This window comes from Phaeobacter sp. NW0010-22 (genome assembly GCF_040365955.1).
Lineage (GTDB): Bacteria > Pseudomonadota > Alphaproteobacteria > Rhodobacterales > Rhodobacteraceae > OMPR01.
Map to the genome: position 1 here is coordinate 262,696 of NZ_BAABWT010000002.1, position 16,233 is coordinate 278,928.

At 52.8% G+C, this 16,233-nt stretch carries 13 protein-coding genes; 10 read left to right on the forward strand and 3 right to left on the reverse strand.

What is annotated here, in order from left to right:
- Nucleotides 1-63: 63 nt before the first annotated feature.
- The 5 genes from ABWV33_RS05480 (at nucleotide 64) to ABWV33_RS05500 (ending at nucleotide 4,309) form a co-directional block, all read left to right on the forward strand.
- The gene (locus ABWV33_RS05480; protein ID WP_353329400.1) at nucleotides 64-417 is read left to right on the forward strand and encodes a hypothetical protein; all 354 of its coding nucleotides are present in this window, start codon (nucleotides 64-66) and stop codon (nucleotides 415-417) included.
- Between the two features lie 67 nt (nucleotides 418-484).
- Nucleotides 485-1,246: a hypothetical protein gene (locus ABWV33_RS05485; RefSeq protein WP_353329401.1), complete on the forward strand. Its 762-nt coding sequence runs from the start codon at nucleotides 485-487 to the stop codon at nucleotides 1,244-1,246.
- Nucleotides 1,247-1,329: 83 nt separating this feature from the next.
- Complete coding sequence (locus ABWV33_RS05490; RefSeq protein ID WP_353329402.1) at nucleotides 1,330-2,529, forward strand: N-acetyltransferase DgcN family protein; 1,200 nt, start codon at nucleotides 1,330-1,332, stop codon at nucleotides 2,527-2,529.
- Nucleotides 2,526-3,647: an alanine/ornithine racemase family PLP-dependent enzyme gene (locus tag ABWV33_RS05495; RefSeq protein ID WP_353329403.1), complete on the forward strand. Its 1,122-nt coding sequence runs from the start codon at nucleotides 2,526-2,528 to the stop codon at nucleotides 3,645-3,647. Before ABWV33_RS05490 ends, ABWV33_RS05495 begins: the two co-directional genes overlap by 4 nt.
- Before the next feature lie 380 nt (nucleotides 3,648-4,027).
- Nucleotides 4,028-4,309: a hypothetical protein gene (locus tag ABWV33_RS05500; RefSeq protein WP_353329404.1), complete on the forward strand. Its 282-nt coding sequence runs from the start codon at nucleotides 4,028-4,030 to the stop codon at nucleotides 4,307-4,309.
- Between the two features lie 357 nt (nucleotides 4,310-4,666).
- On the opposite strand, the gene ABWV33_RS05505 is transcribed toward ABWV33_RS05500, so the two are convergent.
- Together ABWV33_RS05505 and ABWV33_RS05510 are read right to left on the reverse strand one after the other, a co-directional pair.
- On the reverse strand, nucleotides 4,667-5,314 hold the full coding sequence (locus tag ABWV33_RS05505) for an NUDIX hydrolase (protein ID WP_353329405.1): 648 nt from the start codon (nucleotides 5,312-5,314) through the stop codon (nucleotides 4,667-4,669).
- Nucleotides 5,315-5,957: 643 nt separating this feature from the next.
- On the reverse strand, nucleotides 5,958-7,043 hold the full coding sequence (locus ABWV33_RS05510; RefSeq protein ID WP_353329406.1) for a tetratricopeptide repeat protein: 1,086 nt from the start codon (nucleotides 7,041-7,043) through the stop codon (nucleotides 5,958-5,960).
- A 371-nt stretch (nucleotides 7,044-7,414) separates the two neighbouring features.
- On the opposite strand from ABWV33_RS05510, the gene ABWV33_RS05515 reads away from it, so the two are divergent.
- The 5 genes from ABWV33_RS05515 (at nucleotide 7,415) to ABWV33_RS05535 (ending at nucleotide 13,814) form a co-directional block, all read left to right on the forward strand.
- On the forward strand, nucleotides 7,415-7,678 hold the full coding sequence (locus ABWV33_RS05515) for a hypothetical protein (protein WP_353329407.1): 264 nt from the start codon (nucleotides 7,415-7,417) through the stop codon (nucleotides 7,676-7,678).
- 16 nt (nucleotides 7,679-7,694) lie between these two features.
- Nucleotides 7,695-9,362 (forward strand): sulfatase-like hydrolase/transferase, encoded by a 1,668-nt coding sequence (locus tag ABWV33_RS05520; RefSeq protein ID WP_353329408.1) that lies wholly within the window; start codon nucleotides 7,695-7,697, stop codon nucleotides 9,360-9,362.
- 95 nt (nucleotides 9,363-9,457) lie between these two features.
- Complete coding sequence (locus ABWV33_RS05525; RefSeq protein ID WP_353329409.1) at nucleotides 9,458-10,189, forward strand: hypothetical protein; 732 nt, start codon at nucleotides 9,458-9,460, stop codon at nucleotides 10,187-10,189.
- 119 nt (nucleotides 10,190-10,308) lie between these two features.
- Nucleotides 10,309-11,418, forward strand: coding sequence for an HlyD family secretion protein (locus ABWV33_RS05530; RefSeq protein ID WP_353329410.1), 1,110 nt, complete (start codon nucleotides 10,309-10,311; stop codon nucleotides 11,416-11,418).
- 1,016 nt (nucleotides 11,419-12,434) lie between these two features.
- A complete protein-coding gene (locus tag ABWV33_RS05535) occupies nucleotides 12,435-13,814 on the forward strand; it encodes a DUF3179 domain-containing (seleno)protein (RefSeq protein WP_353329411.1) in 1,380 nt (459 codons plus the stop codon).
- 295 nt (nucleotides 13,815-14,109) lie between these two features.
- On the opposite strand, the gene ABWV33_RS05540 is transcribed toward ABWV33_RS05535, so the two are convergent.
- A complete protein-coding gene (locus ABWV33_RS05540) occupies nucleotides 14,110-15,972 on the reverse strand; it encodes an AMP-binding protein (RefSeq protein WP_353329412.1) in 1,863 nt (620 codons plus the stop codon).
- Nucleotides 15,973-16,233: the final 261 nt, after the last annotated feature.

Here is a 16,233-nt window from a genome sequence, read left to right on the forward strand (position 1 = left end):
GATCAAGATTGCGCAAAAGACACAAAACAGCGAGGCGGCGCTTTCTCCGCCAGAGGATTTAGAATGACATTTCCAGAATGGACGAAACCAGGCATCTACGGTGCTTTGTGCGGTGCGATTGCGGTCTCAATCCTTGGCTTTTCTTGGGGCGGTTGGACAACCAGCGGTAGCGCTGAAAAAATGGCGAAGGACCATGCAAGCGAAGAAGTGACGCTCGCGATGGTGCCGGTTTGCCTGAACAGGTCAACCGCTGACCCCAAGCGCGAAGAAATAATCGCAACTCTCCAAGAGGCCTCTGGCTTCAGTCGCCGCAAGGCTATGATGGATACGGGTTGGGCTACACTGCCGGGGTCGGATACGCCAAGCCGCGACCTTGCAGAGGCCTGTCTCGCGGGGCTTGAATTGGATGGATCATAACTTAGAGGCAAGACCGCAACTTTGTCGGACAACTTGGCGGGCACATCTGTCATCAGGCCTTCAGATAATGGCAGCGCTGCTGGTGTTCCCACTCTGTGCCCTGCTTCTGATTTCAACGCCTGCATATGCTCAATCCACATCGCAATCTGTGCCTGAAAATGCCACTGCAAGGAGCTACGGTGACGGCTGGAAATGTAACGCCGGGTATAGGCTGAATGGCGACGTCTGCGCCGTTGTCATAGTGCCAGAAAATGCGTATCCGACCAACCGCACCTATGGTTCTGGTTGGGAATGTCTTCATGGTTTTCGCAAGAAAGATGATACCGCTTGTGTTGCCGTGATTGTACCTGACGGCGGATTTCTTGATCCATCAGGCGAGCGCTGGCATTGCTCTCGCGGTTTTCTCAAAATCGAGGACATATGCCAAGAAATTGTCGTGCCCGAAAACGGTTACCTCGCATCTGCTACCTATCGGCCAACGTGGGAATGCAGTCGTGGGTTTAAAGCATTGGGCGACCTTTGCGTCGCCATTGTTGTCCCAGAAAACGCATATCTGAATTCATCAAGATACGGGCAGCCTTGGACATGCGAACGTGGATTCTTTGAACAGGATGGCTCATGCGCGGCCGTTGTGATCCCTGAACATGCCTACTTGGACGATTCAAATTACGGTACAGGATGGAAGTGCGACCGGGGATACGCTGCCTCAGGTGCGATCTGCGAATTTATAGACATCCCTGCAAATGCTCATCTTGACAGGTCCGGAAACCGTTGGGGCTGCAACAAGAATTTCAAATTGTCCAAAGGTCTGTGCGTTCTCGACAATTGATTGCGCAGCATGGCGATTTTGACTTCAAAATCCAATGGCAACGACCGTGTTGCCTTGGGTGTCGACCACACAAAGGAAACATCATGAAAACCGACTTTAGCGCGGGAAACACCATCCGTCGTCCAGTCAGCGGCGCACAAGCGCCGCCATTGGTCCGCGACGAACCCATAAACTCGACCTCTGCCGCTCAGATCGTCTTGCCACCAACTGCGATTGTCTATTGCCAGGGTAACTTTGCTAAAATTGACGGCAAAACTGCAAATGGTCTTGTTCGTCATTCAGAGGCCTACAGGATCCTGTCTGTCATCGATAGCGACCACGACGGTGAAGACAGCGGGCTGGTTCTTGACGATGCAGTAAACCACATTCCGGTCTTCAAAAGTTTGGACGCTGCTGTCGTCCATGAAGCCGTAATCCCAGATACTCTCATTTACGGGATGGCACCATCTTCGGGGAGACTCTCACCGACAGATCGCGACGTCGTTCTCGACGCGATTTCGCTGGGTATGAGCATCGTCAGTGGATTGCATGAATATCTGAGCGATGACCCTGAAATCTCGTCTTTTGCAGTCGAACGCAATGTCACCATCCGCGATATTCGAAAACCTAAACCCAGCAAAGATATGCGCCTGTTCGATGGCAGTATTGCAAGAGTGTCGGCGCTGCGAATAGCGGTTCTTGGAACCGATTGTGCCATTGGAAAGCGGACAACAGCGACCGTATTAGCCCGCGCCTTGAACGCAAGAGGTATCAAGACTGTTCTTGTTGGTACTGGCCAAACGGGTTTGATGCAGGGTGCAAAATACGGTGTGGCCATGGATGCCGTGCCACCGCAGTTCTGTTGCGGTGAGCTTGAAGGTGCGATTGTTGACGCTTCCGAGGCTGAACAACCCGACGTCATATTGATCGAAGGACAAGGGGCGTTGAGTCATCCAGCGTTCTGCACATCCGCCTTTATCCTGCGAGGCAGCCAGCCGGACGCCGTGATCCTTCAGCACGCTCCAAAGCGCGCACATCGCTGTGATTTTCCCAATATGCCAATGCCCAAGCCCGCAAGTGAGATTGCCCTTATCGAAGCGTTTGCTGACACAAAAGTCATCGGCGTCACGCTCAATCACGAGGGGATGTCTGAGGCCGAGATCACCGACATTATCGCCGCACAGTCACAAATACTCGGGTTGCCTGTAACGGATGTACTTAGCCGGCCGACATCGTACTTGCTTGCAATGGTTGTCACCGCTTATCCTGGCCTGCGTCATTCCACACCTGTGGCTGCGATATGAACACCCCCCGCATTGAGGTGCATCTGAACAAGATACGCCACAATGCGCAGACTGTGGTCGGGCGCCTCAAGACACGCGGTATCAGTGTTACTGGTGTGACCAAGGCGGTGTGCGGGCATCCAACCATCGCTCAGGCCATGCTGGACGGTGGCGTTCTCGCTCTAGCGGAAGCGCGCCTTAGTAATGTGCGGAAATTACGTAAGGCGGGCATAACATGCTCGATCACTTTGATCCGTACACCAATGTTGAGCCAGATTGACCAAGTCATCCAATTCTGTGAGGCCAGCTATAACACAGAGATGCCTGTGATCGCAGCCTTGGCCGCTGCGGCATCGCGGAAAGACACGGTTCACGGCATTATCCTGATGGTCGAGATGGGGGATCTGCGCGAGGGGATTATGCCTAGAGACCTCGGTGCAATTGCGCAGCAAGTGGTGGATTTGCCCGGTGTCGCGCTGAAAGGCATCGGAGCAAACTATGCATGCCTCAGCGGAACTGCCCCGAATGCTGCCGAAATGGAGGCCCTATCTGACCTTGCCAATGACACTGAAGCTCAGTGTGGCCCATTTTTTCAGACGGTGTCTGGCGGTAACTCTGCCAACCTACCCTGGGCCTTTGCTGAAAACCCAACTGGTCGCATCAACGATCTAAGGTTGGGGGAAGCAATACTTCTGGGTGTAGACCCGGTTTCCGGCCTTCAGATAGGTGGGATGTACACGGACGCCTTTACGCTTGTCGCCGAAGTTATTGAATCCGGGTCCAAGCCTTTCCCGCTTCCCCATAGCATCTGTGATCCGGTTTTCAAAAGGCTTCACCTTGTGCCAAAAAGTGGACAGAGCGAACGAATGATCTTGGCTATTGGGCACCAAGATACAGACGTTCTTGGGCTTTCAATACCTCCCGGAAAAAGGCTTCTTGGCGCAACAAGCGATCATCTTGTCATAGGCACCTGCGAACCGGCGCAGAAGGTGGGATCCGAAATGAGATTCCAAATGAATTATAGTGCCTTGATGAGTGCAATGTCCGCTCCTGACGTTAGGACAAAGCTGCTCTGTGGCAATCCCTCACCACGTGCACGTGCCTCCCAAGGACCAAGCAATCACCTGGTGCCGACCTGAAATACTCAATTGACGAATGCAACGTTGAAAACGGTTAGGAGAATAACCATTGGCAAAGCTGACAAAATCAAATGTCTTCAATGCACACGTTCCCAAGGCGGAAACAGCGATGGACAAAACATCGCGGGTCGTTCGGGAAATGGTCACCGAAGAAGCAGAGCAAAGACAGCTCAAGAACGCCCGGCTTCGAAAAACTCGGCTCGAAAGGGATGCAAAGACACCATCTAAATCCTGCCCGCCGAAGTCCCCTCAAAAGCGGTGACTGGATCGTTGATCCTCTTTTTGCGCGACTTGAATGGTCGAAGCACAAACAATGCGGCTAGCGAGCATTGTTTTTCTCATGCATCAGTAGCGCCCATACTCGTTTCTAGGATATTGCCATGACAACCCCAGATGAGAGCTCAGAAAAAGTTCACTATATCTGCCAGACATATGTCGAACAGAAGCCAGGACGCGGAGGGCAAGGAAGTCTGAAAATAGGCAAGCAATTTGAGTATTCCACGGCGGCGGAGGCACAAAATAGAGCAGAAAGAGAAGCGCAATCCGACGATTGCGCTGGTGCCGATGCCTACATGGTCAGTGAGGATCCGAACAGTGGCGAAGTCGGGTCGCCAAGTTTCCTCATTCGGCTTGGCAACGTCCCGGAATTTGATGAGTTTTAGATATTTTGCTGACTTCAGCTTAGATCACTATTTGCACCTTAAATTCGGTACTAGATCGACCAAAAACACATCTTTTGGTGCCTGCAATATAGGCCATTTTGGGCGTGGGTTTTGCAAAGATACAGGGCCATGATTACCAGAAAAAGCGGCCATTGGTGCAAGCGCAGCGAAAGCTAATTTTGACCGCTCAGTTGACACTCGAAACCAGACTTTGCAAAGCCCGTTTCGGGCGAGGCAAGCTGTTATTGTTCGCAGTAATTTGACGGCCGTTTCTAACGAGGGGCCATGGCAGCACGCCGAAACGGGTCATCTACCACCTTCTTCGGTCAGAAAGTCAGAAGCCCATTCGCTGCGCGTCTACTTCCAGGCAAAAGCGGGTTGGTCAAAATGTGAGACCCGGGTTGTCTTGCCTCGCAGCGCAATCTCGCGAAACTGATAGAGAATAGCAGCCGTGGGCGCATACATGTAGTGCCCCAAAGTCGGGAAGAAGGCAGACAAAACCGGATGATCGCCGTTGTTGCTGTCCTCAAGCCTGGGGATGTCGGGGCTGTCCAGCTCGCGCAAAGGCAAGTGGAACACCTGTGCAACCTCTGAAGGATCAGGACAAAGCTGCACCTCTCCAGGGGCCCACACCACAATCGGCGAAATCCGAAACCCGGATCTGGTCGGAAACTGGTCAAGCTGACCAAGGACGTCATCTGCACCCAAATCGAGGCCTAATTCTTCGTGCAGTTCCCTGAGGGCGGCATCGACTTCGGGCTCACCCTCGTCCTGGCGACCGCCTGGCAAAGCGTACTGGCCGCCGTGGCGGTTAAGTTTCGGAGGTCTCAATGTCATCAACACACAGGCCTCACCCGTTTCTTTGTGCTCGGTTACTACGATTGCAACAGCGGCATCTCGCAATCCAGGCTGTTCTACGGTCAAGGCCGTAAAGTCTCCAAGGTTGGCCTGGAACCGAGACAACAGATCAGGGCTGAACACATAGGGCTGCAAGAGACGATCCAATCTTCAGGTTTAGGGGCCGAAAGGCATCTTCACATCGCAATGGAGGCGACATAAGACAAGAGCGACAACCAGAAAGCTCGCCGCAACTCATTCTTGCATCTTGCGACGGCAGATGCACTTAATGCTAGAGACTCGATGCCTCGAAGTTGATCTTGCCGATGCCTCTCACCCTATGATGAGGCGAAGTCAGGCGACAGGGCAAACTTATGTGCGAGAAGCTAGAATTTTTCCTTTTAGATTCAATTAAGGGTGCGCAACATTATGGGCACACCTACAGCCTGTGTTGGTTCAGGCATAACTTTGCACTCCGGCGTGAACGCCTGGGGAACAATGGGTCGTGGCAAGCCCTAAATTACAGGACGTAGCGGGCGCAGCACTCGTCAGTATAGGCCGCGAAGCAGCCGTTCGCTGCAGGCGCAGAGTTTTTAGCCACACAATCCAATAGCGGACATTGAGAAGCTACTTCAGGAATCACCGAAAGGCACCCGACAACAAGTTGCTTAGAAGTCGCTTTGCAATTCAAAATCTGGCTCTGGGACGACGACATCGTACAATCCGACGTTCAGGCTATCCACGCACCACATCAGAAATGGTCGTCAGCAAGATCTAAGTAAATCCACTGTTCCGTTGGATCGGAGATGCATTACCGACCCCAACCAGCCTGGCGCAAATGGTTCATTAAATTTTTAGCGTCTTCGGGATCGCGAAACAGCCGAAACATGAACTCCTCTATGCGGCTGTCTGGCCAGGCTTCTTTATACTCCTGAACGCGTTTTTGCGCTTCGGCCGTTCTACCGGACGCTTGCAATGAGGCGATCAGATGAGCAGTGTTAATCTCGCTCACTGGTTGCCCTGAAGCCGCAGCGTCCATCAGATGATTAATCGAGTCCTGATATTTCCCAAGATAAAAACAGGCATTTCCAAGAACGTTTCGCCAGGGAAAGCGTGTGCCCCGGCGGTTTTCATGAATAGCTGGATCTGAACTTGCAGCGGCTCTCTCAAAGTTCCCTGAGAAGAACGCAATAATTGCGTCAAATTCCAAGACGATAAGGTCGCTTGGATCCAACTCTACCGCGCGAACAGAGAGTCTGGTTGCTTCGTCAAAGTCCCTTTCAAACATGAGAAGCAGTGCCATTGCTGACTGGCTCCAGGCTTCCGAGGGCGCCAGACGCATCGCTTTTTCGGCATAGTGTTTGGCTTTCGCCAGCATCTGGTCCCGATCCGGCCCTTCAGGCGCCAACCCTCCGGAAAGCGTGGCCGCCTGTGCTGCACCGGCATAGCCGCCGAAATAATCGGGCTTCAGCTCGATTGCATTTTCGAACAATATCAAAGCAGCCAATAATCGTGTTGGCTGAGTTGCAGGAAAAAGCATCGATCGGGCATCTTCCGCAATATTGCGAGCCTGCAAGGCCGCGGGGGAGGTTTCGAACAAAACCGCTCGCTCGACCTGATTTCGCTGATCCGGATCGAAACTGGAAGGCTCGGCTGTTTTATTTACCCGTAAACCAAAGAACGCAGCTGCAAATCCCGCGATAAGAAATACAGCCGCGCCCACTACCATGCCAAACCGAGGTGCAGATGACGTTTTGGCATGCGAATTTACTGCTGGTGCTTTAACTTCGAAATGAGGCGCGTAACCGCCCTTTGCGACATGGATGCGGAGTGGGTCCTGTGCTCCTTCACCCAGATAATACACATCAAGTCTGCGCCGCAGGCGACCCGCGTCCACGCGCACCACATTTGCGGTAGCGATGTCTTTTTCGGATCGACGTCCGTAAACGTCTTGTGCGATCCGTTTTCCGAGGATCTTGTCACCTCGACCCTCGATGTTTTCGACAACGATGTAGTGCAAGAATTCACGCAATCGGTCTGCGCCAGCGAAAACTTCGCTGGACAAGACACGACCTAACGCATCCTGCACATCTGCTTCACTGGGAATCCCAGGAGATGTATCTTGCATCTTGGTTTGCATGTCTCAGATTTGTTGATTTAAATTCAGTCGCTTACGCTGAAATGTAACCGTTACATGCCGTTATAACATATATTTATTCGAATGCTAAGCTTAGGCAGGTTTCAGGTGACGTCAATCGGAGGCCTACAATGGAGATAGAAGAGCTGTGGACTAAAGGATTGTCAAAATGCTTCACCGAAGATTTTGACAGTGTGCGTGCACTTTTTCTAAGCGATTTTAGCTTTGCTGAGATGTGCCGAGATTTTGTCGAAATTAACAAACTGAGCGAGTTGGCGGATGCACAAAATCCGCATGTGCACGAATGCTTGGTAGGATTGAAAGACGAAATACTCTCTCACTTTGCCAACTCGGATATTCAACACCGCCCGTTGAGCCGGGTGAAACCGAATTGAGATCAATGGAGAGACTATGAAACTAACCAAACTCGCAATTATTCCACTGGTGCTTGCTGCACACCCGCTACTGGCGCAGGAGCAGCCGATCATCCAGGATTCAGAATACTACATTTTGCTCGCAGAACATGGTGATCAATGGGCGGAAGATGATGCAGCCGTGGACGCGCGACTCGCTGAGTTTCGTAAGCAAAACGGCGGCACCCCCCCGAACATCATCAATATCCTAATCGACGATCTTGGATTTGGTGACATGGGGATACCCGAGCTTAACGCCATTCGTGGCTATAAAACCCCCAACATCAATGACTTCTCTGACGAAGCGATGCGCATGGTGCGCATGTATACCGAACCGTCCTGTACCCCGACTCGCGTCGCACAGATGACAGGGCGATTGCCGGTCCGGATGGGCATGGGGGATACTGCGGTTGATATTGCCGGTTTCGGCTTACCTGGCAGCGAAGTCATCTTGCCAGAGTTGCTGAAGGAAGTGGGCTATGCCACAAGCCACATCGGCAAGTGGCACATGGGCGACATTCCTGAAAGCTGGGCGATGAACAACGGGTTCGATTACGCCCAGATGGCTGTACATCAGCAAGGTCAGCTGACCATCTTCAACGATGATGCGATTTTCGAGGGGGTGTCGCAGGGCAACGCTGACTATGTCCCAACCTACACGATTGACAGCAACTTCCGCCCTGATGCTTCGGCAATGATGACCACAATCGAAGGTGAAGCAGGTGGTCCGATCCATGAAATCCGTATGGAAGCTGGTGAGCGCTGGAATTCAGAAAAGTATAACGAGATGAATCAGGCCTTCCAGGGCAAGGCCATGCAAGAACTTGCGCGGCTGGCCGATGGCGAAGAGCCCTTCTTCCTGCAATACTGGCCGCTTCTGCCGCTTGACAACACGCGCGCCGGCCGCGACGGCCCGCAGCCACCGAACGGCGGTCTTTATGCCGACAAGATGCAGTTGGTCGACGAATGGCTGGGCGCGATGTTTGCCTCGATGGAGGAACTAGGTGTTGCAGACAACACCATCGTTATTGTGATGGGCGACAACGGACACTTTACTAAGTATTCGCCGCAATCCGGCTACACACCGATGATTTTCCGGGGCGGCAAAACCGACACAACCGAAGGCGGGGTGCGCACCGATGCGTTTATTCGGTGGCCTGGCATGATCGAAGCGGACAGCCTGCTCAACAGTATCGTGCATGTCTCGGATATGTATACGACGCTGGCTCCGCTCGCGGGTGCGGATCAGTTCATTCCGCGCGACCGCCTTGTCGACGGGGTCGATCAATCTGCTGCGCTTCTTTTCACCGATGAGCAGAAAGCACGTCGGGATCACATCATAATCTACTCTAATGACAAGCCAAAGGCGATCGTCAAGGATCAGCTCAAGCTGAAGCTGCCGCCTCCCGGTGAAAACCCAATCGTGGCCAAGTTCTATAACCTGTACCACGACACGCGTGAAGAATACTCGGTGTCGACGGAGGTTGGAGCCTGGGGTGGCCAGGAATTCGTGCGAATCCTGAACCGCCACATGGCCCGCAAAGAGCTCTATCCCGACACACCACCGGCCTTTGGGATGCCCTACGAGGGAATCGAGAATATCCGCCCCGAAACCCAGGCTGCAGTAAATGCATATGTTGTCCGCAGGGAAGCTCCGAAGCAATAGTGCTACGTGACGGCCCGAAACCGGGCCGTTGACTCCCAAAATCGAATGGGTTTTCGTAACGCATCCGAAACTGAACTGAGAAATGGAGCTACTCCTTGAGAAAAATGAAAAAAGCCATCGTTTTGGCCGCTGCATTGATGCTGGGAGGGACTGGCGCGTTTGCTGAGCAAAGCAAATGGAATTACCGAGCGTTTGTTTATCTTTGGACGCCTGAATTGGGCGGGACAAGCGTAACCGGTCAGGACATGACCCTAAGTTTTTCAGACATACTCGACAATCTGGATTTTGGTTTGATGGGAGCGCTGGAAGCCAACAAGGGCCCAATATCCATCATGGGTGATTTCCAATATCTCGACTTGAGTTCAGATCAGAATGCAGCTGTTGGTCCTGGTATTCCAGCAACTGCTGACGCAGACGTCTCAGGGTTCGTATTTACAGGGTCAGTAGGATACGATTTCAAGCACACTCAGCCCGGCCAGTTCGTAGGATTCGGCGGTTTCCGTTATCTTGGCATGGATACGACGGCGAATTTGTCTGTCGGCACCGGATCACAGAGGGTTTCAGGATCCATTTCAAACTTTGATGCAATTATCGGTGTGCGCGGCGTACAACCCCTTTCAGAGAAATGGGCGCTATCTTTCATAGCGGATGTGGGTGCGGGTGATAGTGATCTGACTTGGCAGGCCGGGGCAACCTTCGATCGCCGGATAAACAATTGGAATTTGAGCTTTGGTTACCGTCATATTGCCTGGGAAATTGGCAATTCAAACGTTGTCACCGATCTGTCGTTCTCGGGCCCAATTGTCGGTGCCAAGATTGCGTTTTGAGCGCTCAGGGAGAGCGCTTAACTTCTGAATTCCATGGCAGCCGCGCGTGCAGCACGCCACCTGTATTCAAGTGATACTCCGTCGCCGGAGTAATCGGTTCATCCAAAGGGGCATGGGATATGCTTATCGTTCTGGCACTGTATTTCGGATTGGCCTGGCTTGTGTTTTTCAAGCTTCGGCTTCTGCCCTGGAATACCGGCTCTAAGACGTTGATTTATGGGGGAGCGGTAGTGATCGCTCTCGTTGTGATTGGGGCATTGAACCATACCACGCCAAGCGGCACGGCGTCGGTTCAGGGTGCGGTGATCAACATCGCACCAAATGTTGCCGGCCCGGTGACTGAAGTCGCCGTTGAGCCTAACGAGCTCGTGTCTAAAGGTGATGTTCTGTTCCGTATCGATGATACGGAACAAGTGGCTGAAGTCGCCCGGCTTGAGGCTTCTTTGTCTTCAGCGCAAGCGTCAGCCGATCAGATGATACACGATCTCGAAGCAGCAGAGGCTGATATTGCCTCTCTTGAAGCGCAGTTGAAGTTTGGAATTGCGCGCCGCGATGACATCATCCGCCTTGCTGATCGGGGTGCAACTTCAGAGTTCAAACTGCAGGAAGCAATTTCAACGATTGAACAGCTTGAGGCTGGTTTGCGGGCTGCAAATGCACGCAAGGCAAGCCTTGAACGACGCATTTCTGCGCAAGTGGATGGTGTTGATGTTGATGTCGTCGAAGTTGAAAACATGCTGGCCCAGGCGCGTTGGACCTTGGAACAAACCATTGTTCGTGCACCTGCAGATGGCTTGGTGACGGGCCTGTCTCTACGCCCAGGAAACCGCGTGACGACATTGCAAGGTGCGGTTAATTTCGTAGTACCCAGTGATCGGACTTTGATTGCAACGCTCCCCTTAAGTAGCCTCCAGAACGTTTCAGTAGGTGATAAGATCCGCATTGCTATGCGCAGCGCACCGGGACAAGAATTTGAAACAACCATCCGAGACATACCACCAGCAACCAGCGAGGGGGCGTTGGATACCAGAAGCGGTCTGCCCTCGTTAGGCGAACTTATCGGATCCTCGGCGTTTTTTGTGATAGCTAACATTCCGGCTGAACTAAACGAAAAGACAATCAAACTAGGCGCATCGGGAACAGCACTTGTGATTACCAATGAAGCAGGGGCAATCTCAGCTTTAGCGGAAATCTTGTTCTGGATCACAAAGAAACTGAATTATCTTTGATCCCAACTGGCCAAGATATTGACCGGAATCGGCCCTTACATTGCTCCCTTGACGCGTTGATTAAGCCATATGAGGAAGAAAAATGTCACGTGCCAAACTATTCGATGGAATTTCGCTAGCTGATTTTGTGCACCTATCAGCGGATAATCCTGCGCATGTACAGAATCTAACGGACAAACTCACAGAAGGCGTCTGAGATCAACAGTGATCTAAATGGAACGACCGAGCAACTCTATGAGAGTTCACCTGAAGCCAAAGACCTGTCAAACAAATCTATAACCGTTTTGGTTTTCCCAACGATTTCCAAGGGTGGCCTAATGGAAGTCGGCCAATTTGGTGAGGGAGCGATGCGAGAAAATGGCCGCACGAACGGATACTACAGCATCGCGGGCGCTTCATAAGGGTTTCAGGCAGGTGTACAGCAATTTCCCTATGCCATGTTTTTCCTGGATATTTCAGCGCTGGAGTACTTCCGCAACAATGATGGTTGGATTGATGTTCTGAGCGACGCAGGACAAATGGTAGGCAAAAAAATATTGCGCATTAAGCCAGAATTGGGCCCCGGTTGGTATGTTCCCTGAGAGAAAAGGCAATATTGCGCCCTGGGCGCGACAGCGGATCACTATATGATAAACTCAAGGCCGCCGCATTGGAACCTTATCAGCTTCAAGTTGAGATTCGAACCTTACTAAATAGGCATGAAGGGTATATTTGTCCGTGAACAGTAAGGTTGATTTTCTCACAGTTTTGCTCGCGCAGCGAATGCCCAGTCTGAAGGGCGGCACCACAGCATCTTGAAGGTTGAACTAACGTCCGAAAAGGGCCGTTAACACCGATCGCACCGCTCACCGCCCCTGATGCAAACGTGATTGGGCCGAAGCGTGAATTCGGGGCAGGCTTGGTATGACTATTGGCGTTGGTTGTACGGCACGCCACCTGTGCCCCTAGCGAACAGGCGCTGCGCGCTCGGACGCCTGACACATGTTGAAGATTGTAAGACGAAGAAAGGCACCGTCATGGCGTTTATTTCCAGTAGTTCCTATCGGGTTTTGCTCGCGGCATTGTCGCTCTTTCTGGTCTGTCCCTGCGTGTTGCAAGCGCAGAGTGTAGACCCACTACCTGACTACGTAGTCGAGGAATTTGGTCATCCGCCAGCCATCCCGGCAGGTCCGCTTACCCCTGAAACACTGAATGCTCTGAAAGTCGCATTTGTCGACAGCGTGACTCTCTCAACTTGGGATGAAGATCAGGAAGCCGCACTGGCCGTTATTGCCAATTCCGAAGATCCAAGGCTGGTATGGATCATCAGCGATCTGATGCGTTTTATCTCCTCAACGCGTTTGCAGGATCAACTCTCAAACACGGCCTCCGCCTTACTGAACAAGGAATTTGCTGCAGGGAACAATTGGGGTGCTGTCACCGATCACCTCCTCGCATGGGAAGTTCCGGCCCCCCCGAACTATCTCGAAACAAAGGGGGCCATTTTCACAAGCATAGTGCCTGGCTGGGACAGGATCTTTGTGGCAGGCGATGTTGATTGGAGGTTGGTTTCCTGGGGCGGCGTTCTGATCGATGATCGGCCTTATGATACGACGGACGAACCATGCAATTGCATTCCCGCAGCTGACAATCCAGAGGTGAGCCGCGCCGAAGAAGCCACTTGGTTGAAAGATGAGGATATTGTCTTTGGCATAGAGGTGAACGGCGCGTACCGAGCCTATCCGCGACGGATCATGGAGGTGCGCGAGATGGTAAATGACACGCTTGGCGGTCGCGATCTAGGCATTCCCTATTGCACCTTGTGCGGCGCGGCGCAGGCCTATTTCACGGATGGTCTTCCTGGCGGCATAGAGCGGCCAGTTTTGCGGACATCCGGATTGCTGAGCCGTTCCAACAAAGTGATGTACGATCTAAACACTTACTCTGTGTTTGACACGTTTCTGGGCCACGCCGTAACGGGGCCTCTGGCAGATGCGAACCTGCAACTCAAACAAGCGACCGTGATCACCACTGATTGGGGAACCTGGAAAAAAGACCACCCTGAAACCACAGTGCTCCTTGAAAAATATGCACTCGGGCGAGACCCGGACTTTCGAAACGGTCGCGATGCAAACGGCCCGATTTTTCCGGTTGGTGATGTCGATCCGCGCCTGCCCGTGCATGAAGACGTCATTGGTGCAGTTACGGCGTCGGGTAAACCGGTGGCATTCCAAAGAAGCGCGGCTTTGATTGCATTGAGGCGGGGTGATGAGATTGCAATTGAAAATATACGCCTGAAACTTGATGCCGGAGGAATAAAAGCCGTTGGTGCAGACGGGTCGGACCTCGGCAGCCATCAGGCCTTTTGGTTTGCTTGGTCACAATTTCATCCTGAAACGGAATTGTGGATTCAATAGAAGTTGCAGCACGAATCGTGAATGGCAGGTATGCTAAAGTTGCTGCGCAGCGTGGGCAACCGATCTGAATGACCGCTCTGGGCCGTTTGCTTTCTTCAAAGGTTTAGAAGGGGTAGCTAACTTTCGCCAATCTAGAACGATGGCAACTCACTGAAATCCCATGGGGATTAAAGGGAAAAGGTATGATCAAGATCGGGTGTAAAATTATGTCCGGCATTGCGGTCGGTGGCCAGCTCGACACCTGCTACTTGGCTCTAGTAGCAGATTTGACACGACTGGGAGGTGCAGTTCCGCTTTAGCCCACATGCACCCGTGCTTCGAACAGAAAGGCCGCCAGTGCTGTCTCAAGCTCCACCACAGATGATCGATGATCTTCGGAAAGGGTTACTGTTACCCGCATTCCGCGGGCACCTCCAACAACAACCTCAACATGTGAATTGGCTAACCCCATGTCATTCCGTACCAGATCCGTGATCTTTCTTTTTGCAGCGTCGCAACGAAGGCTTGGCTTGAAAATCTTGCCAACTGTGGTCAGGGGAATGGCGTCTATGGCATAAATATTTTTCGGCCACGCTGGGCGCTCATCAATTAGGCTCTGCGCGTGTTGATGTAAATCTTCGATACTCACGTCAGCACCAGGAAGCAATTCAACAAAACAAACCGGAAGCTCTCCGGCATATGCATCCGGCATTCCCACGGCTGCAGCAAGGGCAACTGCCGGGTGCGAAGCCATCGCGTTTTCGATCATAGCCGGGTCAATGTTATGGCCACTGCGGATGATGAGATCTTTGGAACGGCCCGCGATATAGATACGACCCTCGGTGTCCTTGAACCCGAGATCACCAGAATTCAAACGACCAGCATTAAAAACGCCTTCATTGTGTTTTGGGTCTTTGTAGCCTGATGAAACATGATCCCCCATAATTGTTATCACGCCGATCTCGTCGGTAGCGCAAGGCTCACCTAAGCTTCCGCCCTCTTTCAAACGTAGAATTTCCACCCTAGTATATGGCAATGCCCATCCAACAGAGCCCACAGAACCGGGGCCAGATAATGGGTCAATACTGACCAGTCCAGACGACTCCGTCATACCAAGTATTTCATGAAGTTGGCATCCCGTGACGTCTTTGAAACGTGCCCCCACGGCCGGTGGCAACAACGCCGCGCCCGTCAGGCCGGTTCGCACGGCGCTGATATCATTGTCACCGACAGGCACTTGTAGAACCGCACCGAGGGCCGTCGGAACACCGCCAACAATCGTCACTTTGTGCTGTGCCACAAGGCGCCAGAACCCTTCGACAATTGTAGGGTTTCGCAACCCGCCTGGCGACATCACGACTAGCTCCACCCCGGCCATGAAAGCGCTTAGTCCCGCCACAATGGTGCCGGCGACGTGGAACAATGGCAGCGTCGCGGTCATTTTGTCATCGTTCGAGTATTCGCACATTACCGCTCCGCCGAACGCCGAGACCAGCTGACTGCGGTGAGTGTGCGTTACAAGTTTCGGCACTCCCGTTGTGCCGCCCGTGTGAAAATAAGCCGCCACATCATCACCGCCACGCGGCTCACCAAAGATCAGGTGGTCGGTCGGCTGTTCGGCCAAAGCGGTGCCAAAATCAACAACGCCATCTTCCGCCGGGGTTCCCGGAGGGGAAACCCGGACCAGGATCAGGTCGGGGATCTGCTCGCGCAATTCCAGCGTTTTTTCCCAGATATCCAACTGCGGGTGCGGACCGAGTGCTACTAGTATTTTCGCACCCGACGCCTTGATCAGTTCAGCTATGCTGTCCGGTTGCAAAAGAAAGTTGATTGGAACCGCATAACCGGCGGTTTCGGCACCCCACAGCGCCACATAGGTTTCGATCAGGGTCGGCAGCATGTAGGCTACGCCCGGCGCGGGACCGCCCAGCGAGGAAAACACATTTGCAGCACTTTGGATCAACCCAAGCAACTGGCCATAGTTTACCCGGCGTGGGTGTTCGTCTTCGGCTCCGGTCATCAACATGGTGATCGCGGTAGAAGTTGGATGCTGCGCGGCACTGACTCTGAATACATCCAAAATACTGCGCTCTGGCAAGCGCTGATCAAGCGTCATTTCAGCTTCAAACCGTTCAAGATCATCACGCGTTCGAATTGTTCCACCCTTAAAGTCCGCCATCCGTCTCTCTCCCGTTTGCAATTGAATTTCCAGCGCCTGCTCGCCAATCAGGCAAGCCACGACCTGCGGTATCCGCGCATCCACGTTCTGAGTTGGCAGCCGGGGTGTCTGCAATTGAGCCCGACAGCGACCGCCTATTTGGCTGACCGAACCGCAGCCTCTATCGCCCCGGTTCGGTCTTGTTCTAGATGGGCGTCACCTGGGCGCACTGGTAGGCGAAATTACGCAATTAGCCACGTAACCCGAGGAAAAAACAGTCCG